Below are 22981 nucleotides of genomic sequence, written 5' to 3'. Positions count from 1 at the left end.
AAACGTTCCGACTTAAACGGGCTTATTATCTCCGCTCCTCCAATGCATATGGATGAAATGCTGTACACTAGTACTAAATGTACTAAAGTGTGTATCAAAAAGTCACCAAATTATCAGCAAGCTGTTTTAGCGTACTTAAAAGCTGACGAAATTACTTAACCGTACGCTAATTCTATCTTAAGGAGAGAAGTTTAATCCGGTAACTTCTGAACACACACTTATTATAGCTGACCTGTGCTGGAGGAATTACTATTCATATATAGCAGCTTGAATTTCTTCACTATCGATGTTATCAGCATCATACCAGTAGAACCCTGTATCAATAGTTTCAGGTACTTCTTTGCCATTCAATGTGTCTACTGCAGCTTTTACAGTTTCATAACCAATTCCTTCTGGGTTTTGTGTAATGGCACCCGCCATAACTCCGTCCTTAATAGCATCAATTTGTTGCTTACCTGAGTCAAAGCCGACAATCGTTACTTCACTTTCTTTACCAAGTTCTCTAACGGCGTTCACCACACCGATAGCAGATCCTTCATTTGTGCCGTAAATCCCTGCTAAATCTGGATGCGCCTGCATCATTGCTTTTGCTAAGTTAGTAGATTCTAAGTGATCTCCCCCGCCATATTGCGTATCTGCAATTTCGATATTGGGATATTCCTTCTCCATTGTTTCTATAAATCCATCACGTCGCTGTACACCGGTAACAGATACTTGGTCATGTACTACTAATGCAACTTTGCCTTCTTCACCAATTAATTCAGCCATCTTATGTGCTGCCTCGGCTGCAGCTGCGTAATTATCAGTCGAAGCAGTAGTAACCGGGATATCGCTGTTCACCCCAGAGTCAAACGCAATTACAGGAATATCTTTTTCTTTTGCATTCTCAAGTAATGGTGCAGCTGCCTGAGAATCCAATGCAGCAAAGCCGATAGCGTCTGGATTTTTATCTAAAGCTGTTTGTAGCATTTCAATTTGTTTATCCACTTGTGATTCATTGTCAGGACCCTCAAAAGTGATTTCTACATTAAATTCCTCAGCTGCTTTTTCAGCACCTCTTTGAACTGCTTGCCAGAATTGATGCTGGAACCCTTTGGAGATAATAGCTACATAAGGTTTGTCCTCAGAAGTTTCGCCGTCTTCATTATCAGTAGTTGCTGATTCCCCTGAGCTTTCATTGTTTTCTTCGTTTTGTGTGTTGTCTGATCCACTATCATTTGAACCTGTCTCTGTAGAGTCCCCGCCGCATGCTGCTAAAACAAACACAAGAGACGAAACCATAATCACCAATGCTAAAAACTTTCTGTTCATCAAATCTCCCCTTTATAAATATTTAATGTATGAAATAACTCCATTGAGTTAAGTCCGTGAACTATTTGGTTATTCGCCTTTTTTGCGCAGCATATCAAAATATACAGCTAACAGAATTACCAGACCAATAACGACTGTTTGCCATTCCTGCGGGATAGACATGATGCGCAAACCGTTTGTAAGGACACTCATAATTAATGCCCCAATTAAAGTGCCAATCAGGGATCCTTTCCCGCCGCTTAAAGATGTTCCGCCAATAACTACAGCGGCGATTGCTTCCAATTCATATCCCATTCCTAATGAAGGTTGGGCGGAATTTAGTCTTGAGGCCATAATCACACCAGCTACCCCGGTGAAGCACCCGGCTATCGTGTATATAATCATTTTCCACTTTTTCACGTTTATACCTGATAATCGAGTTGCTTCCTCGTTGCTCCCGATGGAAAACGTATAACGGCCGACAATGGTTTTTGACAATAGAATCCAGCCGATAATTACCATTAAAAAGAATATTAAAACAGCATTAGGGATTGATAATACCGGGGATATAGAACCAAGAGCAATTAAATTAAAGCCCTCTACATCGCTGAAATATATCGGGGATGCCCCGGAAATGACCAATGATAAGCCCTCGGCAATCATCATCATTGCCAGTGTTGCTATGAAGGGAGGAATCTTCAGTACCGATACTGAAAAACCGGAAATAAAACCAATTAAGGCACCCATTAAAATGCCACCTATAATTCCCATAATGACTGGTAACCCTAAGAAGACGATAAATACCCCTGTCATCACAGACGTTAGTGTCATCCCTGTACCAATTGACAAATCAATGCCGCCGGTAATAATGACAAATGTTGTACCTAACGCTAAAATGCCAATTACAGTTGTCGATAACAATATACCTTCAATATTAGACCAGCTTAAAAAGTTTTCAGATGCCAATGAGAAAAAGATAATTAAAATGATCAAACTGGCAAAAGCCAGAATTTGCTGTAAGGCTTCTGTACTGCTAAGGATCTTCTTATTACTCTCTGTTTTAGTACTTATTAATGTTACTGACATTGCTACTCACTCCCCTAAAACTTTAATAATGTTTAGTGGCAAGCTCCATAATTCTCTTCTGATCTGCGTCTTTGCTTAATAGCTCACCGGTTATACGCCCTTCATTCATTACCATGATACGGTCACTAAGTCTTAATACCTCCGGCAATTCAGAAGAAATCATCATAATGGATTTCCCTTCCTTTGCCAGTGATTCTAGTAATTCATAAATTTCCTGCTTTGCCCCTACATCGATACCTCTGGTAGGTTCATCAAAAATCAGAATATCAGAATTCTTTAATAACCATTTTGCAATAACAACCTTCTGCTGATTCCCGCCAGATAATAGCTTAACCCGTTGATTGACACTCGGAGTTTTCACTTTTAATTTTGTAGAGTATTCCTCTGCATCCTTCTTTATGTTAGAAGGTTTAACAAAAGAAGCCATCGTATATTTACTTAAAGAGGAAATAGCGATGTTTTCTTTTACAGTCATATCAAGCATAAGCCCATAACGTTTTCTGTCTTCAGATAAATATCCTATCCCATGATTAACGGCATCGACGGGTTGTTTAATCGAAACCTTGCTGCCATTAATAATAATTTCACCAGTAAATGAATCTGCTCCAAAAATGGCTCTGGCTACTTCTGTCCTTCCTGCACCAACTAAACCGGCGAAACCGAGTATTTCACCTTTCCTGAGATGAAATGATACATCTTTCAGGTAATGATTATTTAGATTGTTTACTTCAAGGATTGTCTCTGTGAATGTATCTGGATTAGAAGTTTTTTGCTCTATCTTGATTTCTCTCCCGACCATTAAGGAAACAACCTGCTTCATTTCAGTTGTTTCAGTGGGTAAAGTGTCGATGTATTCTCCATCACGCATGACAGTGATTCGATCAGAAATACGTTTCAATTCTTCCATTCTGTGAGAGATATAGATGATGGAAACGCCTTCATTTTTTAACCAATTAATGATATTGAATAATGTGTTAATCTCTTTATCTGTTAATGCGGCAGTGGGCTCATCCATAATAAGGACTTTAGCATTAAAGGATAATGCTTTTGCAATTTCCACCATTTGCTGTTTGGCTACAGTTAGCTTAGAAATCTTGGTGCGGGGGTTTAGTTTAATATTTAATCGTTCGAATAGAGCTTCTGCTTTCTGATTCAGTTCTTTATTATTTAAGAAGAAATTTAAAAAGTCTCTTGGTTCCCGTCCGATAAAAATATTCTCTGCAACGGTTAAATCTGGCATGAGGTTTAATTCCTGATGAATAATATTAATACCTAACTCCTGGGCTTCTTTCGGATTAGTTGGGGCTATTTCCTGATTATTATAAAATATATGCCCTGCGTCTTTTTGATATATTCCGGTCAGGATTTTCATTAAGGTTGATTTTCCTGCACCATTTTCTCCAATAAGAGCTAGTACCTCACCGGGATAAAGGTCTAAAAGAACATTTGACAGGGCTTTAACACCAGGGAAGGTTTTCGAAATGTTCTTCATCTCAAGTATTTTACCAGACATATTTTCGCTCCTTTCTTCTAAGGATCTTATTTGTTACGTATGATGTTCATTATGAAAATTAACTTTTTAAAACAGATAGTTTAAATTACTGATACCGCTAACATATCGAGGCAGGTTAAAAAATCCCCTGTTTTGCATAGAGAAGTTCACTGGATTCAGTTCTATCTAATTCATCGGGCATAAAACAAGCATAATTAAGGGGGATAATTAGTAACGACTACTCCCAAAGCTATTTAAAAGAGTCGCTGTCCCACACTGTTTCCAATGTACCTTTCAATCATTAAAGTTGATCATACAGTCATATTTATATTCTCAAGAAATATGATAGCGCTTTCGGTTACCGGTAACACAAAATTATCACATGGGTGGTAGGGTGTCAATGATTATTTTGAACTTCCCTGCAAGTCCCTCCATTTTTATATTGTATTAAATGTTGTTATGGTAGTGGTTTATTAGTATTTATGTGAAAGAAAAATAAAGAAAATGCTTGCAAAAATAAAATGATACCGATATCATTATAACCACCAAAGCTAATAAAAAAGAGGTCGAGTAAATGGTAACGATATACGATATTGCGAAAAAGGCAAATGTTTCTCCAATGACTGTTTCAAGAGTAATTAATAATTCGGGAAACATTAAGATAACAACAAGAGAAAAAGTAGAAAAAGCGATAAAAGATTTAGGCTATGTACCGAATTCTGCGGCAAGAAGCTTAACATCAAACAAAACAAAAACACTAGGATTAATTCTTACAGATATAGCTAATCCGTTTTTCTCCAAGATTGCCAGAGGTGCAGAAGATGCTGCTGTGGAATTGGGTTACCGGGTATTAATAGCAAATACAGACGAAGATTTTGAAAAAGAAAATACTTATATTGATATGATGCTCTCAGCAAGGGTAGACGGCGTATTAATCGCACCTACTAGTGACAAAACCATCGCCCAAATTAACCGGTTAAAACAACACAACATTCCTGTAGTACTACTGGACAGGACGATAAAAGATTTTGCAGGTGATTATGTAATAGGTGATAGTTATGAAGGCAGCCGGAAATTGATCGAACATTTAATCAACTATGGGCACAAAAACATTGCACTGATAAATGGTCCGTCAAATGTTTCCACAGCACGGGACCGGCAGCGTGGGTATCTTGAAACATTGAAATTAAATGATTTACCAGTACACGAACATTATATATCAGAGATTGATTTTAAAAATGTACAATCAGGCGATGCAAAAAATATTATTCAGCATCTGATGAACCATAATAAAGAAAAACGCCCCACTGCTATTTTTGCAGCCAACAACTTTATTGCAATCAGTGTTATTCAGGCATTGAAAGAATTAGGTTTCCATGTTCCACAGGATATTTCAGTTGTGTGTTTTGATGAAGTGGAACCTGTTGTTTACTTTGATCCATTTTTTACTGTTGCTGCACAGCCTGCTAATCAATTTGGAAGAATAGGTGTTCAATATCTGGTTGAAAGAGTGGAAGAGAAAAAAGTAGAAAAGGAAAGAAGAATCATTTTGCCACCGGACATTCATATACGTAAATCGACGAGTAAGATATAGATGAAGTATAGAGGAGTGTACTCTCATGTTAAAAAATATACCTAATATTATATCCCCTGAATTATTGAAAATCCTTCATGAGATGGGGCATGGAGACGAGATTGTGTTAGCTGACGGGAATTTCCCTGCAGCCAATTATGCTAAACGATTGGTTCGGTGTGACGGACACAACATACCGGAATTATTGGCAGCCATAATGCAGCTTTTCCCAATTGATACATTTGTAGAGCAACCGATTACATTAATGCAGGTAGTAAACCCTGACAAAGAAAATCAACCTGACATTTGGAAAACCTACGGCGATATATTGAACGACTACCAGGTTTCAGAAGATAAGATTAGTTATGAAGAACGATTTGATTTTTACGAAAGATCAAAGAAGGCTTATGCCATTATAGCAACAAGTGAAAAAGCATTATATGCCAATATCATTTTGAAGAAAGGTGTAATCGAATAATTTCAAAATAGAGGGAGGAAAGTGTATGTCTAAAGTTAAAGAACAGCTGGGGGAGTTTGCTAAGAAGCTAGTGACATCAGGACTTGTCGTAGGTGCTGGAGGTAATTTAAGCCAAAGAGATGGGAAGTTTATGTATATATCCCCAAGTGGCTTTGATCTGCAGGAAATAGAAGAAGACCAGTGGGTTAAAGTGAATATAGAAACAGGAGAAGTTTTAAGTGATTTAAAGCCTTCGTCAGAGGTGCTGATGCATTTAGAGTGTTTCAGAAGAAGACCAGAAATTGATTCTGTACTGCATGCACATCCAACTTATTCGGTAGGTGTTTCTTCTGCAGGTAAAGAGATACCAAGCATGTTCCCGGATTTCCCTGCCATGATAAAAAAAGTCAGCTATTTGGATTATTTGATCCCGACTACTCACGTTTTAGCCGATGCTGTTGCGGAAGTCATCGATGGGACTGATGTTGTGGTAATGCGTAACCATGGGGTATTAACAGTGGGAAAAACGATGAAAGAGGCGTACTTTTTCCTGCAGTTAACAGAGGAAGCGGCTAAGGTATATACGGTTTCCTGTTCGGTAGGTACTCCCAGAATTTTAAGTAATGAGGAATGTGAAGATTTACAAAACCTTTCCAGTGAAAAATACCGAGCGAAACTATTGAAAGATACACAATAGTAGATTGGCGGGTTAGTAGGGAGGATGGAAATGAAGAGAGTATGGGCATTTGATATAGGGGCTTCAAATGGAAGGTTAATGTTAAATGCGTTTGATGGGGAGAAAATGCACCAGGAAGAAATCTATCGCTTTTCAAACCAACCTGTATACGTAACAGGAAATTACTACTGGGATATACTAAACATTTTCACCGAAATGAAAAAAGCGATGCAAATTAGTATTCAAAAGGGCTATAACAAAGTGGAGAGCATGGGCATTGATACTTGGGGTGTGGACTTTGGCCTGCTTTCAAATACAGGAGAGCTATTAGCCAATCCTTATAGTTACCGGAATACGAAAAATGCGGAAGGGATGGAACGGGTGTTAGAAAAAATCTCTTCAGCGGAATTATTCGCACGGACAGGTGTGGAGACAGCTTCTATTAATACAATCTTTCAATTATACGGAATCAAACAATACTACCCTGAATTGCTGGATAAGGCTGATACCTTATTGCTGACGCCGAACTTATTAGCTTATTTGTTCAGCGGGGAAAAAAATAATGAGTTTACAATTAGTTCGACAACCCAACTGTTAGCAGCTGGTGAAATGAAATGGGAAAAGCTTATTCTCGAAGTGTTAGAGATACCAGCAGATTTATTAGCGCCAATTAAGAAAACGCTTACAATCGTTGGTGAAACGTTACCCTCGATTAATAATGAATTGCAAATGGACCCTGTTAAGGTGATTAATGTGGCTGGTCACGATACTGCCTGTGCAGTAGCCGCACTTCCGTTAGAAGATGATCAGTCTGTATTTATGAGTTGTGGCACTTGGGTGCTGATTGGTGTACCTGTTGATTACCCTGTGACAACAAGTGATGCATATGATTGGGGATTTACCAATGAAGCTACGATAGACGGTAAATATCGCCTTCAGAAAAATAATATGGGAATGTGGCTCTTGCAGCAATGTCGAGTGATATGGGAAAGAGAGGGGATCAGCACAGATTTTGAAAAGGAAAATATGCTTTTTCAAAAGTCAGCATCCTTTCGTTCCTTTATCAATCCGGATGACAGCAGATTTTTCAGTCCGGAAAATATGGTTAAGGAAATTCAAGTCTACTGTCAGGAAACAGCCCAACCTGTACCCGAAACGAGAGGGGAAATCATTAGGTGTATTCTGGAAAGCTTAGCAATGAAATATTGCTGGGTTATTAAAAGGTTAGAAAAACTAACCGGCAAAAGAGTAACACGCATCCATATGGGGGGCGGCGCCATTCGTAATACGAATCTATGTCAATTGACAGCCGATGCTACTAATCGAGAGGTGGTAGCAGGCCCGGTCGAAGCTAGCTCGATTGGAAATGCGATTGGTCAATGGATAGCTTTAGGAGAAATACAGAATATTCAGGAGGCAAGGAAAATCGTAAAGCACTCTTTTTCCGTAAAACACTATCATCCAGCAGCACAACTCGAATGGAAAGAAGCTTATCAACGCTTTGTACATTATGTGGAATAATCAATAAATAATGAAGGAGGAGTTATGTATGACTGCAAACAAACGATTCATAGCAACTATGCCAAAGATAGGAATTAGACCGACGATTGATGGGAGAAGGAAAGGTGTCCGGGAGTCATTAGAGGAGAAAACGCTGAACATGGCAAAGACTGTCGCATCTTTTTTATCAGAACAATTGCGCTACAATAATGGGGAAAAGGTACAAACAGTGATTGCAGATACGTGTATTGGCGGTGTAGCGGAGGCAGCGCAAGCAAAGGCGAAGTTTGATCAGGAGAATGTAGGTGTGACTATTACAGTGACGCCGTGCTGGTGTTATGGTTCGGAAACAATGGATATGGATCCGCAAAGACCAAATGCGATTTGGGGATTTAATGGAACAGAACGGCCAGGTGCTGTTTATTTAGCTGCCGTGTTAGCGGCCCATAATCAGAAAGGGATCCCTGCTTTCGGAATATACGGCCATGAGGTACAGGATATTGCTGATGATTCTATTCCGTCCGATGTACAGGAAAAGTTACTCAGCTTCGCAAGGTCAGGTCTGGTTGTTGCAATGCTAAAAGATAAATCTTATTTATCCATCGGCTCTGTATCGATGGGGATAGCAGGCAGTATGGTGAATGAAGACTTCTTCCAGGATTATTTAGGCATGCGCAATGAATATGTTGATATGACTGAATTGACTCGACGGATTAATGAAGAGATTTATGATAAGGAAGAATTCGAGCAAGCCTACGCCTGGGTAAAGGAAAACTGTTCGATTGGCTCTGATATTAATTCAGCAGAAAACCAACGCACAGCAGAACAAAAAAATGAGGACCTCAAGATGAATATTAAAATGATGATCATTACGCGCGATCTAATGGAAGGGAATCCTAAACTAAGCGAATTAGGCTATGAAGAAGAAGCAATGGGCCATCATGCGATTGCCTCAGGGTTTCAAGGTCAGCGCCAATGGACCGATCATTTTCCAAATGGAGATTTTATGGAGGCAATGCTGAACTCTTCGTTTGACTGGAACGGTATCCGTGCTCCATATATTGTGGCAACGGAAAATGATTCATTAAATGCTGTTACAATGTTATTCGGCCACTTACTGACGAATACAGCGCAAGTTTTCGCAGATGTTCGAACATATTGGAGTCCAGATGCAGTCAAAAGGGTAACGGAGCACCAATTAGAAGGAAAAGCAGAGAATGGTATTATTCACTTGATAAACTCTGGATCAGCGGCATTAGATGGAACAGGTGAGCAGGAGTTAGATGGAAAACCAGCCATGAAACCATTTTGGAACATTACAGAAGAAGAAACAGAGAAATGCTTACAGGCAACAAAATGGCGTCCGGCAAATACCGAATATTTCCGGGGCGGCGGCTTTTCCAGTAACTTTAAAACAAAAGGAGATATGCCAGTAACGATTGCACGCCTTAATTTAGTCAAAGGATTAGGTCCAGTATTGCAAGTAGCAGAAGGCTATACAGTGGAGTTACCGGGTGAAGTCCATGAAATATTAAACAATCGCACAGATCCTACCTGGCCGACTACATGGTTCGTACCTAACCTGACTGGAGAAGGGGCATTCCGCGATGTTTATAGCGTGATGAATAATTGGGGAGCAAATCACTGTTCGATGAGTTATGGTCATATTGGAGCTGATTTAATTACATTAGCTTCCATGTTACGAATTCCGGTTAATATGCATAATGTAGATGAGGAAAAAACATTCAGGCCAAGCGCTTGGAACATGTTTGGCACCAAAGACTCTGAGAGTGCTGATTACCGGGCTTGTCAAACTTATGGACCATTGTATCGGTAATGGGATGATATAGTAGTAAATTGGAGGAGTGGGCTGTTGTGATTATAGCTCACTCTTTTTTAGATAACTGAACAAACCACCATCTCCAAAAACTGAAACAGTGAATTAAATAGAGCAAAAAAGCTGAGAGCAGTGTTACGTTCATCCTTAAGCATAAATCGAATGATCATTTGGAACTTCGGGTGTATGAAGCGGTACCATTATAGAAATTTCATACGGATCATCGTTATTTCGAAGTCAGCAATTGAAACAGAGGAAGGTTCTTCTGTTGCAATTTCTAAGAGTGAAACGGGAGACCGTCCCTGTATTTCAAGATCTAACTCTCCCTTAAGTTAGTTACAAGCTCCTTAAAATATTGAAATGGCCCACTCATCCATAAATTACAGTGATAAACGAAATGAATTTGTCTTTCTAAATCCTGATTTTGAAATTCTATATAGGATAGATGCGTTTCATTTTCGATTAATCGTTTAGAGATAAGTGCAACCGCCTTTCCATATGACAACATCTTAATAATTGTTGAAACAGAATCTAGTTGGATCATTTCCATTCTTAACTTTTTCTCTTGTAGCCATGATTGAGAGAAGCGACCTGTTGAACTTGATAAACGATGGACTAGTAAAGTTTGATTGTACAAGTCATTCTCCTCTAAAATGTTTTTTCCGTTAAATGAATGTTCCTTACTAAAGGCTAGTACAATCTTATCGCTCGTAACTGGCTCATAGATCAGGTCTTGCTCCTTATTCCCTGTTTCCATAATTAAGCCACAATCTAGTTCTTGTAGTAACAGTCTTCTTTCTATATCTGGAGCTGTTTTTACATCTAAAGAAACTTTCACTTTAGGATAGCTTTCCGCTAATTGGTGAATTAATTCTGGCATGAACAATTGTGCTGGAACACCACTTGCACCAAGCTTCAGAGCACCTTTTTCCCCATTTTTATAATCTGCCACACTTTTTTCCAATGCTTGATTCGTTTGACTTAATTGCTTCGCATAATGGTAGAGCATTTCTCCGGCATCTGTCAGCCGATAGCCACCTGCATTTGTACGAAAAAGCTTAATCCCATAGTCTTCCTCTAACGATTTAATATGAAAAGAAACGGTTGGTGTTGATAAACCTAATAATTTAGCCGTATCGGTCATTTTTCTCGTTTCTACTAATGATATAAATACATTTAATTTTTGTATATTCACTTTATCACCCTAAAGTATTTTAGATTTTTTCTAACAGTATGATGATTCTATCAGATTTATTTTAATTTATTGTTAACAGTTAGTTAATATTTGCTAAACATTTCTTCTCTAAACTAATAAGTAAGGAGAGGATATCATGAAAATTCATTTAAAAGGGGTCGAGAAAAAATACGGAAATGTCCAAGCAGTAAAGCCGATTGATCTAACCATAGAAGATAGATTTGTAACGATTCTCGGTCAATCAGGCTGTGGTAAAACTACTCTGCTGAAAATGTTAGCAGGACTAACAGAACCAACAGCTGGCGAAATTTATTTTGATGACACACAGATTTTCTCTCAGTCACAAAAAGTGAATGTAAAACCAAACAGACGAGAAATCGCCATGGTATTTCAAGATTTTGGACTATGGCCACACATGACTGTTTTTGACAATGTTGCTTTTGGACTAAGAGGGAAAGTATCAAAGTCTGAGCGAACAGAGATCGTTCATGATGCATTAAAGAAAGTGAAGCTGGAACAAAAGGCGAAAATGAAGCCAGGAGAACTATCTGGAGGACAACAGCAACGTGTCGCATTAGCTCGAGCAATCGCTGTTAATCCAAAACTGATTTTGTTTGATGAGGCGCTTAGTGCACTTGATGCGATTCTTCGTGAAGAAATGCGTGAAGAGATACTAACGATCGTACAGTCGATTGGTTCAAAAGCTATCTTTGTGACACATGATCAAACAGAAGCAATGGCAATGTCTGACAGCATAATTGTCATGAATAGTGGAGAAGTAGTCCAAACAGGTACACCTGAAGAAATTTATCATTCTCCTAATAACTCTTTTGTTGCTAACTTTATTGGCAAAACGAATTGGCTGGAAGAACAAGAAAGAATGATTCGTCCTGAACATGTCCATCTATACCCGCAAGCCAATACAACAACGAGATCTGCGGTTGTAAGAAAATGCATGTATGAAGGTGATCGTTATCTCATCTTTGTTGAAACAAACGGACTATTGTGGAAGTTCTATGATCATCATCCACATATGCAAGGGGAAAGGATCAAGCTTTATATCGAAGAAAATACCATTCATTCATTACAAAAACAGGAGGCGTAACAAATGAAAAAATTAAAATTAACGTTATTGTCAGGAATTTTTGCATCAACATTACTATTAGGTGCTTGTGGAGCTAACAATGATGAAGCCTCAGGTGCTGAGAAAGACTCTTCAACAGACGAGAATACGATCACAGTTTATTCAGCAGGACCTGGTGGACTGGCAGAAAATATCCAAGAAGCATTTGAAGAAGAAACCGGTATTAAGGTAGAAATGTTCCAAAGTACGACAGGTAAAATTTTATCAAGATTAGAGGCTGAATCAAACAATCCAGTAGCTGATGTTGTTGTACTTGCTTCTGTACCATCTATGGAAGGATTAAAATCCGAAGAAAAATTACAAGCATATGAAGCAGAAAATGGGGAAAGCATCAATGCTGAGTGGAGTGACCCAGACCACTATTATTATGGATATAGTGCAGCTGCTCTTGGTGTTGCATATAACACCAATCAAGTAGATGCTATCGATGCTGATTGGAATGATTTCAGTGACCCGGAATGGCAAGGACGTGTTGCGATGCCTGACCCGACATCTTCCGGATCTGCTGTCGACTTTCTATATGGATTAACCAATCAAACAGATGATGGTTGGGATACAGTACAGAGCTGGTTAGACAATGATTTACTAATCGCAGGTGCGAACAAAGAAGCATTAAACTCTGTAATTACTGGAGACAAAGATGTTGTTGTATCAGCTGTGGACTATATGACATATAAAGCGAAAAATGATGGAGAGCCTGTTGATATTTACTATCCAGAAAGTGGTACAGTTATCAGTCCGCGTGCTGCCGCAATTTTAGCAGATGCGCACAACGTAGAAGGTGCGAAAAAATATATTGATTTCTTATTATCTGATACAGCGCAACAATTGATTGCAGATGCATATATTTTACCTGGTAACGATGCTATTGAATTAAATGATCGTGCAGCATTAAGTGAAATCCCAACACTTCCACTAGACTTAGATGATATCGAAAATAAGCAAACTGAAACACTAAACAAATTCACATCAATGGAGTAAGACGTCTATATGATGAAGTAACTTACTGGAGGAATACGTATGATTGTACGTAGACATGCACCTTTTACGGCTTTGTTTATTATACTTAGTATTTTAGCTGTAGCACCGCTTCTTGCGGTTATCGGCTATACATTCTTGGAAGATGGCAGTCTGTCATTCGATTCCATGCTATCTGTGCTGCAGAATAATAGTATTTTCAAAACAATGCAAAACTCGTTATTGCTTGGCCTTTACGTAATTGCATTAACAACATGTATCGCATTACCTTTAGCCATTATTAGAACAAAAACAATTCTGGCAAAATATGACTGGTTAGATATTATCTTTACTATTCCATTTATGACACCACCTTACATTGGTTCTATGGGTTGGATACTGTTCATGCAGCACAATGGCTATTATGAACAAATATTTCAAGCAGATGCGCCGTTTACTTTTTTCAGTGTAGCGGGAATGGTGTTTATCATGAGTATGCATCTCTATCCATTTCTTTATTTAATGTTAAAGAATGCCTTGCTGAGAATTGATGGGTCTTTTCAGGATGCAACATTAATTTATGGTGGTCATCCGATTATGAACTGGATACGTGCCATTTTGCCACTATTAATCTCAAGTTATGTAATGGCAGCTTTACTTATTTTCATCAAGACATTAGCAGAGTTCGGTACACCTGCCACATTCGGTAAAAGGATTGGCTATGATGTCTTTACAACAGAAATTCACGGCTATCTATCTCATTGGCCGATTAACATTTCTGCCGCTACAAGCTTATCCCTTATCTTATTAAGTGTTTGTATGCTTATCTGGTATATCCAAAATGTGATAAGTCGTAAACATTCTTACGGGACACTTTCAGGTAAATCAACCAATGCGAACCAAATGAAAGATTCGCTCATCATCCGTATCGTTTCATCAGGATATGTGTTGATCATATTAGGGTTATCAATTGGTGTCCCATATTTTTCGATCATTGCTACTTCTTTATTAAAGGTTCGCGGTGAAGCTCTTAGTCTGAGTAATATAACTTTTAGTCATTATACAGATCTTTTTACAATAGGTTCTTCCAGCTTTCAAGCATTAATGAACAGTATTAATTTTGCCTTTGTTGCTTCGACAATTGCAGTAACAATTGGATTCTGTGCGGCGTTATATATTCAAGATGGTAAAAGGAAACCACAACAGTTTCTCGATGTTACAAGCTTGTTGTCCAATATCATTCCTGGAATTGTCTTTGTCGTAGGACTCATCCTGTTTTGGAATGCAGCTTGGCTTCCTGCAACTATCTATAATACGAGCTGGATGCCGATTGTGACGTATATTGTGTTGTTTTTACCTTATTCCGTCCAATATACCAAGTCAGCTCTGTCACAGTTACACCCATCCATTCATCAATCAAATGCAGTCTTTGCTCAAAATAGTTGGATCATTTTATTAAAAATCTGGCTTCCGCTTTTAGGACAAGGTATTTTAGCTGGATGGATGATGACCTTTATTATTTCTATGCGTGAACTAGTTGGTTCTTTACTTATACTCCCTCCATCAGTTGAAACGAGTGCCACTTTCATTTTTAGTCAATTTGAACAAGGTGACGTATCAAAAGGTATGGCAATGGCTGTCATCACCGTACTACTAACCATCCTTTGTATCTTTTTGATTGAACTCTTGCAACGAAAGGCACTACGCACAAACTAATGTTAGAAGTTTGTGCCCTTGGGGGAGTGGGAGAGTATGGTCGAAATTGCTTTTTAGTAACAGACCAGCAATCCGACAAACGCATTTTGCTTGATTGTGGTGTACGAAATGGAAAACCGGAAATATATCCATCTATTACAGAGGAAGTGGCACATTCCATTCAAGCTGTATTTATTTCACATGTTCATAATGACCATGTCGGGGCACTTCCACTCCTTGCAGCAAAAGGTTTTACAGGTGATATATGGATGAGTGAAGCTAGTTTCGAACAAATGCCTGCTATTATGAGAAATTGGCAAGATAAGCTGGGAATTACTGCTATCGACAAGCTTTCTTTTCACCCTTTTGCTAAAAGCACAAGAGGGAAACGAATCATGTTAACCGAAAACTTATCGATTACTTGGGGTTACAGTGGCCATATGCTTGGCAGTGTCTGGTATATCATACAAATAGGTGAGCAAACACTATTTTACTCAGGGGATATTGCACTTGCATCTCCACTACTAGTTACAGATAAACCTGTTATCCATTCGTATGATGTTGCGCTAATAGATAGTGGCCATGCTGCACAAACAATGCCCTATCATAAAAGTATTAAGAATATATTGCAACATGTGACAAATCCAATGGAAAAGTATCTGATCCCAATTACGATATCTGGTAAAGCTTGTGATTTACTCTTTTCCCTTTTTTATAAACTTCCAGACAGAGCGTTCATAATCGACGATTCGCTACATCAACATTTATACAACTATCTGGAGCACTCAGATAACATAAACAATGAGAGACTGGTTCAATTAGAAGCAATGCTGCAAAGTAATCGTCTGGAAAGCTACCAAAAAACAAGGAAGCCTGGTATTTACTTATTAAGAGGTAAGCCAAAAGGGTTTCATGAAGTAAATACGTCTATATATGAGGATGAACAATCCCCCTTTTATAAATCACATCCTGATTTAGAAGACGTGCAAACATTAATGCGAACAATTGATGCAGAAGAGTTTATTTTTTTCCATAGTAAACAAGCAGATTTGGAGAAGATACTAGACTCATTACAGGTAAAGTGAACTTCTATCAGAGCTTATGCCGAATGTTTATAAAGTGGTAAAAACGGAGGGAATTTAAATGAAAAAAGTGATGTTATTGTTAACGTTATTGTTGAGTGTCGTCATAGGTGTTGCTACCCCATCGTATGCAGCAAGTGATATTGAACCTGGTTATGAAATTAAATTCAACCTTGATTTAGATGCTTTTTCAAGTGCGTTCGACATGCTGGATATTTTCGCTGCAGAACATGACGAAGATTTAAAAGTGTACTATTTTGATACACCTGATCAGGAATTTCGTCAGTTAGGCTATATTCATCGTCTGCGTGTTTATGCTAGTGACAAAAAGACAAATATTACGTATAAAAAAGTATTCCCTAATGTAGCTGTTTCAGATGCAATTGCCGAAGCAAGTGAAAAAGGCTTCCACAATGATATGTCCAATTACAAATTTGAAAATGATCGTAAAGAAGGAAACGATAGCTTCTCCATCAGTCGAAAAGAGAAATTTAAAAAGAATGATCTATTACGCTTTGATCTAATTGATCCACAGTATGCCATTAGTTTATTCCAAGAAGAAGCGCCGAAAAAGTACCGCAGATGGGATGACGAAGATTGGTATCGTGAAACATTAAGCAATTCCATTCCTTATGGTCCTGCATTAGCACACACGTATGAAGGAGAGTTCCTAGGCTTTGAGGCAGATGTGGAAATTTGGTCTTACAAAGGTGAGACTGTTACAGAAATCTCAACGAAAACAGATGATCCAGCAGAAGCAGATCAAATCGAAGCAGCATGGTTTAACAAATTAAGTGAAGAAGGTTGGTTAAGCGATATTCAAACATCTAAATCAGGGTTTGTCATGGATCGCTAACATAGCATAGGGAGTCTGTTACACAACGTACAGACTCTTTTTTTGTTTGTATCCACTTCAAGTATGGTACAGGTCGTTCATTTGAAGATATACGCTCACCCATTCATGTTGAATTAGTAGTAAGAAACTGTTACGGAAGGACGAGCTGATAGATAGTAACCTGAAATGAAGAAATTCTCCCTTCTAATTATAATCAAATCTGATTATTGAAAAAAGGCAGTTAAAAATCCTCGCTAAATAGAAAACTGCTAAAATTTCGTTCAACAGTAAGGACTTTGCTTATACATCATCCGGCAATATCTCCCCAGCCTCTGTCACAAATACAACTTTCATTCCATCTCGCAAACGATGCTCAGTTCTACGGCCATTTTTTCTTTGTTCTAATATATGCTCCCAAAAAGGGATCTTCTCTCTTATCCGGGTAAACGCGGTTCTTATGCCGCTTTCGTTTGTTTCCTCTGTCTCTATGGATAGATTGATTTTTTCACATATTGTTTTATTGTCTATAAATTCCCTCGACTTTAAAACGAAGTACAGTACTCGATAGGTACTGTTTTCTAATGGCTCTGAAGTAATTCCTTGATATATCAAATGGATTTCAGTGTCTTTGTTTGCTAATATAACAAGGTTTGGATTATGGATTGTTTCCTCACATAATAAATCATATTGAACTGTATCAATTAACTCTTCTTCGGTACCGGTTAGTTTACGGAACCATGCCTTCTCTAATTGGAAAAAATCCGGTATCGATAATTTCTCCCGCAGTTTCTGGATCTTTGCCTCATCAAGTGAGCCAATTCCTTCAGACGTTTCACTGTTATCTAATGCTTCTCTTGCCACTTTCAATGAGGCATCAGCCATGTATAGATATGTTATTTGCATCAATGTGTCATTTAGAGGTTCCACATGGGAGTCTATAGCTTTCTGAAAGTGGCTTAGCGCCATTACAAATTCTCCTTGTTTATACATAATGTGGGCATAACGGTAGTTCGCTAATGCATGGTTTTCTTCATACCTTAGTGCACGCTCAAGGTATTTCAGTGCCTCTCGGTCATTTTTTACATCTGTTTTTAAAACAGAGCCATACTGGACATAAAACTTGACCAGTTCACTACGGTAGTGTTCTGTTTTGGCTTTATCTTTAGCTTTTATTGCGTCTTTCCGCTTTTTCTCCAATTCACTCAATTTCTTGTTTGGAGCTAGAACTTGTTCCATCAAAAACCCCCCCATTCTCCAACTGTGCAGGCCTTGCACACTTCATTCGGTACACTATCATTAACAAATCAAAAGGAGCTGATCAAATGAAATCAGTAGAAAAATTATTAATGAGACATGGACTTGAAATGAATGATGTGAAAATGACGAATGATTATGCAACAATAGCCAAGTTAATTGTAGCAAAAGAGGTACAGAATGACCATGAGATAATCGAAGTGATCGCTACATGTGATGAAGTGAGATTATATGGCAGAGAGGGAAGTGTAGATCCGCATATGCAGTCACTGCCATTAGTCGAAATCGATTCCCATGTCCGCGGCATCACACGCTGGTTCAATGCACTCGGAATTCATACAACGATGAGCTGTGACGGTCATAACAAGCGGCCAGCAGTTATCTATTTAGAAAAACCATTAACTTTTAAACAAAAAGAAATGTTGGAGACGATCATGCCTGCTTCATTAAAAATGACACTCTCAGGTAAGCGTCTGACAATAACTTATCAGAATCAGGATGATTTACTAGATTTTGCAGAAATACTTTATCAAGTATACAAAGATCCATCCAGTATAGATTATTATGCTGCACAGACATTAAAGCGGGAATTGCTGCAACTGTTATCGATTAACGGACAAAGCGGAAATGAGCGGAAGATCCGCCAATATGTAAAAGCGAAATTAAACCGTTTGATGGATGTTTTATTTCACGACCGAGCTGGTAATCTATTAGGCTATCGCTACTGTGGAGAGGGTCCAACCATCCTGTTATCCGCTCATTTAGATACAGTAGAAGCTTTTGCAAAGGATAGAGAGATTATCGAAAATGGCACAACACTAACCAGCTCAGAAGGAATACTAGGTGCAGATGACAGGGCAGGAATTGCGATCATATTAGAAGTGTTAAGAAAAATCGAGCGAACCAATTTCCGCGGAACGATTAAAGTCGCCTTTACAGTAAAAGAAGAAATAGGCTGTGTAGGATCAAGTGAAATGGACCGGAGTTTCCTGGAAGATGTTGATGCAGCAATCGTCGTTGACAGGAGAAATACCCGTGATATTGTTACATCATTTGCTGGAGTCGAGTCATTTTGCCCTGAGGCATATGGCGAGTTGTTTGAAGAAGCAGGGAGAAAATTAGGTATGCCAGATTGGAAGATGGTAGAAGGCGGGAGCAGTGATGCACGGAATTATGCGAGAGTTGGAGTGCCAACTGTGAATTTGTCAGCAGGGTATATTTGGGAGCATACGGAGGATGAAATGGTAGATTATTTTGGGAGTTATGAGACGGGGAAGTTAGTGTTGGGGGTTTTGGGCAATACTGAATTAATAAATTATAGTAATGAAAGAAAAAAGATATTGATTTAATTGATCTAGGACTATAGTATACTAAAAAAATAGATATTTTATTAGAAGTGTTTGTATCTAGGGGGCATACAGATGAACATAGACAAAAGGTTAATCACCAATTCCGATACGGGAAACCTACTAAAAGAATTAGCACAAAGCATTCAGGAGTGTGAACGCTTTTACTTTAGTGTAGCATTTATAAATTTCAGTGGGCTTCAGTTACTGCTTGATCCGATCAAGCAAGCCGGCAAAAAAGGAATTAAAGGGAAAATTATAACATCCACCTATCTCAATTTCACTGACACCAAATCATTAGAAAAAATAAATACGTTTGAAAATATTGATTTGAAAGTGTTTGTGACAGATGAGCGAGAAATAGGTTTTCATACTAAATCTTATATTTTTGAATATGAAAATTTCTATAAAGTGATTATTGGCTCATCCAATATTACACAAAGCGCGTTAAAAAGTAACGTCGAATGGAATGTGGAGATTATCTCCAAGCATGAAGATCAATTCATTAAACAAGTATTAAAAGAATATGAGAGCCTATGGGAGCAAAGTACGGTAGCAGATCAAGATTTTCTTACAAGATATGAAGAGCTATTGCAAAGCATGGAAAATATCATCACATCAAAGAGACAATTCGTTGCTGAAAAAGGAAGTTATATTATACCTAACAATATGCAACGAAGAGCGATAGAAAATTTAGATAGACTTCGAGGCTTTGGTGAATCAAAAGCATTGGTTATTGCCGCAACAGGTACAGGGAAGACTTACATGTCAGCATTTGATGTGAAAAATGTGAAGCCAAAAAGACTGCTATTTCTTGTACATAGAGAAGAAATATTGCGCAAAGCAAAAGATACCTATGAGTCACTATTACCTAATGAAAAAATAACATTTGGATTAATGACTGGTAACCGAAAAGATACAGATGCTAATTATTTATTTGCTACGATTCAGACAATGTCCAACTCCTATTTAGCATTTGATCCGACTACATTTGATTATATTATCTATGACGAGGCCCATCATGCAACTAGCCCTAGTTATCAAAAAGTGATGGAATACTTTCAGCCTACATTCACACTTGGTATGACAGCAACCCCTGAGCGTGCAGATAATCATAATGTCTTCGATCTATTTGATAACAATGTCGCATTAGAAGTTCGCTTACATGAGGCACTAGAAGAAGAATTAGTCATTCCATTCCATTATTTTGGCGTCACCGATATTGAAGGAGTCGATCTTAGTGATGTCGATATTGATGATATAACGGAAGTAACGAAAAGATTAAAGGTCAATGAACGTGTAGATTTTATTATTGAAAATATGGAGTTTTATGGCCATGATACAGAGAAACGGAAATGTATTGGTTTCTGTGTAAGTAGAGAGCATGCTGCTTATATGGCAGAAGAGTATAATAATAGAGGATATGAGAGTGTCGCCTTAGATGGTACGGATTCGATCATCAAACGCGACAGTTACATAAAACGATTAGAAGATGAAAGTGACCCATTATCGGTTATTTTTACAGTTGATATTTTCAATGAGGGTGTCGATATCCCATCAATTAACACAGTGTTAATGCTAAGACCAACCAATTCACCGATTGTCTTTATTCAACAGTTAGGGAGGGGGTTGCGTAAACATCCGATGAAAAGCTTTCTAACTGTTCTTGATTTTATCGGTAACCATAGTAAAACTTTCTTAATTGCCCTAGCTCTTAATGGTAACAGATATTATGACAAAGAAAGTATTAAAGTGGCCATCTCCACAGGGTTCGCCAATATACCTGGGAACACACATATCCAATTAGATGAAATCTCCCAAGAGCGAATTTTAGCACAGATTGATCAAGAAAATTTCAACTCGATGAAATATTTGAAGGAAGAGTACTTTGAATTTAAAAAACTAAACAGCGGAAGAGCGCCATTATATTTAATGGATTATTTAAAATATGATGGTGCACCAGATCCTGTGAAATTTATCGATAAGGCGAAGACCTATTTAGGCTTTGTTGCGAAAGTGGAAAAGGACGATCAGTTAAAAGTATTGTTATATGATGAAAAATTTGAAGGGGTGCTAAAAGAATTATCAAGTATGCTACCTTTAAAAAGGATTTATGAGTTCGTTATACTACGTTACTTGTTAACACATAAGTCAATTTCTTTGTCGCAAGCAAAACAAGAGATATTAAAAGAAATTGAATTTGTAGATGATGATAGTGTGCTGCACGCATTCCAATGCTTAAATCAGGATTTCTATGATAGTGTACAGCTCAAGAACAAGCTTAAGTTATGTAGCCATGAAGATGGAGTTTTGACCAAAACAGATGACTTTCTTCAGGTGATCACACAAAACGATCAAATGCAAAAATTTATTGAAGATATTATTCATTATGGTATTTTCCGTTATAGAAAGGAGTTTAAGAATAAATACTATGGTGTGCCATCATTTAAGCTATATGAACAATATCAAATGATTGATGCCGCATTGTTATCCAATTTGCGGAAGATACACACTTCTTTTAGAGGACAAGGATTACTAGCAAATGAGAACGAATATTTCCTTTTTGTTGATCTGCATAAAGAAGAGGATATAAAAGAAAGCATTAATTATAATGATATGTTTCTAGATCAGAAGTTCTTCCAATGGGAAACACCGAATAATACGAAACAGTCATCTGATCGTGGGAAAAATATCATTTTCAATCAGGACAGAGGCATCAACTTGCATTTGTTTGTAAGAAAATATAAGCAAATTGAAACAGGTAAGACGGAACCATTTATTTATATTGGAAAAGGGAACACAGTGGATTACAAAGGAGAACAACCTATACAGGTTAAAATAGAACTGGAAAATGAAGTGCCAGCTAGACTATATACTGAATTTACAGAGAAGGTGTAGGGTGATTTATTGAAGGAGCACTACTGGGGTGCTCCTTCATTTGCTTGCATTATTTCCTTAACTGCTGGGATATCTGCAGGTGCCCAAATAATCGAATCTAGGTTTTCCTTTGGCAACCAGATTAGCTTTGCATGCTCTGTTGCAACTGGTGTACCTTCAACGATTTTGGCTTCAATAGAAATTAAGTTTATGATAAATTTTTCGTACTCATGCGTATTATCATTGATAATATCACCAGCTTTAATTTTACATTTCAGTTCTTCACTAATTTCCCTTTCAAGAGCTTCTTGGTAGTTTTCGCCTTCCTCTACTTTCCCACCAGGGAACTCCCATTTGTTTGGAATGGACATTTGGTGGGAACGTAAGGCGCAAAGAATTTCATTTTGGTTGTTTTCTATTATGGCAGCTACAACTTTTACGGTTTTTTTCATCGTTATCCTCCGCGTTTGATTGTTTTATTTAATGATAGCATTTATTTGGGTTGCGGGCTAGGAGATAAAGGGTTTAGTCTATGTGAAACAGCGGTAGCAATCCATGAGATCATCTGTAAACATACACATGAATATGATACTTTTATTATTCATTTACACATCATTTGATTTGATCTACCATTTTAAAGGTACACCTAAAGCAAGCGAACATGAAGAATTATTACGCCTTTCCA

The 22981-nt window shown here is 37.9% G+C and carries 18 protein-coding genes; 12 read left to right on the top strand and 6 right to left on the bottom strand.

What is annotated here, in order from left to right; translation table 11 throughout:
* Positions 1-249 precede the first annotated feature (249 nt).
* The 3 genes from BMW36_RS14810 to BMW36_RS14800 all read right to left on the bottom strand — a co-directional run bounded on the left by BMW36_RS14810 (position 250) and on the right by BMW36_RS14800 (position 3889).
* Positions 250-1311, bottom strand: a complete 1062-nt coding sequence (locus BMW36_RS14810; protein ID WP_245711704.1) for an ABC transporter substrate-binding protein — start codon at positions 1309-1311, stop codon at positions 250-252.
* 69 nt (positions 1312-1380) lie between these two features.
* The gene (locus BMW36_RS14805; protein ID WP_089742491.1) at positions 1381-2376 is read right to left on the bottom strand and encodes an ABC transporter permease; all 996 of its coding nucleotides are present in this window, start codon (positions 2374-2376) and stop codon (positions 1381-1383) included.
* 22 nt (positions 2377-2398) lie between these two features.
* Positions 2399-3889, bottom strand: coding sequence for a sugar ABC transporter ATP-binding protein (locus tag BMW36_RS14800; RefSeq protein WP_089742490.1), 1491 nt, complete (start codon positions 3887-3889; stop codon positions 2399-2401).
* 553 nt (positions 3890-4442) lie between these two features.
* Between BMW36_RS14800 and BMW36_RS14795 the strand changes: the two genes are divergently transcribed.
* Genes BMW36_RS14795 through BMW36_RS14775 form a run of 5 tightly spaced genes read left to right on the top strand, consistent with a single transcriptional unit; the run spans position 4443 to position 9911 of the window.
* The gene (locus BMW36_RS14795; RefSeq protein ID WP_089742488.1) at positions 4443-5462 is read left to right on the top strand and encodes a LacI family DNA-binding transcriptional regulator; all 1020 of its coding nucleotides are present in this window, start codon (positions 4443-4445) and stop codon (positions 5460-5462) included.
* A 25-nt stretch (positions 5463-5487) separates the two neighbouring features.
* On the top strand, positions 5488-5919 hold the full coding sequence (locus BMW36_RS14790; protein ID WP_089742486.1) for an RbsD/FucU family protein: 432 nt from the start codon (positions 5488-5490) through the stop codon (positions 5917-5919).
* 25 nt (positions 5920-5944) lie between these two features.
* Complete coding sequence (locus BMW36_RS14785; protein WP_089742483.1) at positions 5945-6595, top strand: class II aldolase/adducin family protein; 651 nt, start codon at positions 5945-5947, stop codon at positions 6593-6595.
* Positions 6596-6625: 30 nt separating this feature from the next.
* Complete coding sequence (locus BMW36_RS14780; protein ID WP_089742481.1) at positions 6626-8095, top strand: rhamnulokinase; 1470 nt, start codon at positions 6626-6628, stop codon at positions 8093-8095.
* A gap of 28 nt (positions 8096-8123) precedes the next feature.
* Entirely contained in the window at positions 8124-9911 is a 1788-nt protein-coding gene (locus BMW36_RS14775) for an L-fucose isomerase (protein WP_089742479.1), read from the top strand.
* 316 nt (positions 9912-10227) lie between these two features.
* Here the strand turns inward: BMW36_RS14775 and BMW36_RS14770 are convergent, their stop codons facing one another.
* Positions 10228-11106: a LysR family transcriptional regulator gene (locus BMW36_RS14770; RefSeq protein WP_089742477.1), complete on the bottom strand. Its 879-nt coding sequence runs from the start codon at positions 11104-11106 to the stop codon at positions 10228-10230.
* Between the two features lie 136 nt (positions 11107-11242).
* Between BMW36_RS14770 and BMW36_RS14765 the strand changes: the two genes are divergently transcribed.
* Genes BMW36_RS14765 through BMW36_RS14745 form a run of 5 tightly spaced genes read left to right on the top strand, consistent with a single transcriptional unit; the run spans position 11243 to position 16840 of the window.
* Positions 11243-12211, top strand: a complete 969-nt coding sequence (locus BMW36_RS14765; protein ID WP_089742475.1) for an ABC transporter ATP-binding protein — start codon at positions 11243-11245, stop codon at positions 12209-12211.
* Between the two features lie 3 nt (positions 12212-12214).
* Positions 12215-13231 (top strand): ABC transporter substrate-binding protein, encoded by a 1017-nt coding sequence (locus tag BMW36_RS14760; protein WP_089742474.1) that lies wholly within the window; start codon positions 12215-12217, stop codon positions 13229-13231.
* Between the two features lie 39 nt (positions 13232-13270).
* Positions 13271-14923, top strand: coding sequence for an ABC transporter permease (locus tag BMW36_RS14755; protein WP_089742473.1), 1653 nt, complete (start codon positions 13271-13273; stop codon positions 14921-14923).
* A 26-nt stretch (positions 14924-14949) separates the two neighbouring features.
* Positions 14950-15987, top strand: a complete 1038-nt coding sequence (locus BMW36_RS14750; RefSeq protein WP_175480482.1) for an MBL fold metallo-hydrolase — start codon at positions 14950-14952, stop codon at positions 15985-15987.
* A gap of 58 nt (positions 15988-16045) precedes the next feature.
* A complete protein-coding gene (locus BMW36_RS14745; protein WP_089742468.1) occupies positions 16046-16840 on the top strand; it encodes a CYTH domain-containing protein in 795 nt (264 codons plus the stop codon).
* 279 nt (positions 16841-17119) lie between these two features.
* Here the strand turns inward: BMW36_RS14745 and BMW36_RS14740 are convergent, their stop codons facing one another.
* Positions 17120-18055 carry a tetratricopeptide repeat protein gene (locus tag BMW36_RS14740; protein ID WP_089742467.1) on the bottom strand — a complete coding sequence of 312 codons (936 nt, stop codon included), beginning with the start codon at positions 18053-18055 and terminating at the stop codon, positions 17120-17122.
* 86 nt (positions 18056-18141) lie between these two features.
* Between BMW36_RS14740 and BMW36_RS14735 the strand changes: the two genes are divergently transcribed.
* Positions 18142-19422, top strand: coding sequence for a M20/M25/M40 family metallo-hydrolase (locus tag BMW36_RS14735; protein ID WP_089742465.1), 1281 nt, complete (start codon positions 18142-18144; stop codon positions 19420-19422).
* A gap of 72 nt (positions 19423-19494) precedes the next feature.
* Positions 19495-22317, top strand: coding sequence for a DUF3427 domain-containing protein (locus BMW36_RS14730; protein WP_089742463.1), 2823 nt, complete (start codon positions 19495-19497; stop codon positions 22315-22317).
* 20 nt (positions 22318-22337) lie between these two features.
* Here the strand turns inward: BMW36_RS14730 and BMW36_RS14725 are convergent, their stop codons facing one another.
* The gene (locus BMW36_RS14725; protein WP_089742461.1) at positions 22338-22748 is read right to left on the bottom strand and encodes a (deoxy)nucleoside triphosphate pyrophosphohydrolase; all 411 of its coding nucleotides are present in this window, start codon (positions 22746-22748) and stop codon (positions 22338-22340) included.
* Positions 22749-22981 lie beyond the last annotated feature (233 nt).

The organism is Gracilibacillus ureilyticus (genome assembly GCF_900111195.1).
Classification (GTDB): domain Bacteria; phylum Bacillota; class Bacilli; order Bacillales; family Amphibacillaceae; genus Gracilibacillus; species Gracilibacillus ureilyticus.
The sequence above is the reverse complement of the archived record's forward strand: the minus strand, read 5'-3'. Positions and strand labels throughout refer to the sequence as shown.

Bases quoted from the DNA above. Each gene is read 5' to 3' on its own strand.
- BMW36_RS14810 (WP_245711704.1), bottom strand. From the start codon at position 1,311: ATGAACAGAAAGTTTTTAGCATTGGTGATTATGGTTTCGTCTCTTGTG.
- BMW36_RS14805 (WP_089742491.1), bottom strand. From the start codon at position 2,376: ATGTCAGTAACATTAATAAGTACTAAAACAGAGAGTAATAAGAAGATC.
- BMW36_RS14800 (WP_089742490.1), bottom strand. From the start codon at position 3,889: ATGTCTGGTAAAATACTTGAGATGAAGAACATTTCGAAAACCTTCCCT.
- BMW36_RS14795 (WP_089742488.1), top strand. From the start codon at position 4,443: ATGGTAACGATATACGATATTGCGAAAAAGGCAAATGTTTCTCCAATG.
- BMW36_RS14790 (WP_089742486.1), top strand. From the start codon at position 5,488: ATGTTAAAAAATATACCTAATATTATATCCCCTGAATTATTGAAAATC.
- BMW36_RS14785 (WP_089742483.1), top strand. From the start codon at position 5,945: ATGTCTAAAGTTAAAGAACAGCTGGGGGAGTTTGCTAAGAAGCTAGTG.
- BMW36_RS14780 (WP_089742481.1), top strand. From the start codon at position 6,626: ATGAAGAGAGTATGGGCATTTGATATAGGGGCTTCAAATGGAAGGTTA.
- BMW36_RS14775 (WP_089742479.1), top strand. From the start codon at position 8,124: ATGACTGCAAACAAACGATTCATAGCAACTATGCCAAAGATAGGAATT.
- BMW36_RS14765 (WP_089742475.1), top strand. From the start codon at position 11,243: ATGAAAATTCATTTAAAAGGGGTCGAGAAAAAATACGGAAATGTCCAA.
- BMW36_RS14760 (WP_089742474.1), top strand. From the start codon at position 12,215: ATGAAAAAATTAAAATTAACGTTATTGTCAGGAATTTTTGCATCAACA.
- BMW36_RS14755 (WP_089742473.1), top strand. From the start codon at position 13,271: ATGATTGTACGTAGACATGCACCTTTTACGGCTTTGTTTATTATACTT.
- BMW36_RS14745 (WP_089742468.1), top strand. From the start codon at position 16,046: ATGAAAAAAGTGATGTTATTGTTAACGTTATTGTTGAGTGTCGTCATA.
- BMW36_RS14740 (WP_089742467.1), bottom strand. From the start codon at position 18,055: ATGGAACAAGTTCTAGCTCCAAACAAGAAATTGAGTGAATTGGAGAAA.
- BMW36_RS14735 (WP_089742465.1), top strand. From the start codon at position 18,142: ATGAAATCAGTAGAAAAATTATTAATGAGACATGGACTTGAAATGAAT.
- BMW36_RS14730 (WP_089742463.1), top strand. From the start codon at position 19,495: ATGAACATAGACAAAAGGTTAATCACCAATTCCGATACGGGAAACCTA.
- BMW36_RS14725 (WP_089742461.1), bottom strand. From the start codon at position 22,748: ATGAAAAAAACCGTAAAAGTTGTAGCTGCCATAATAGAAAACAACCAA.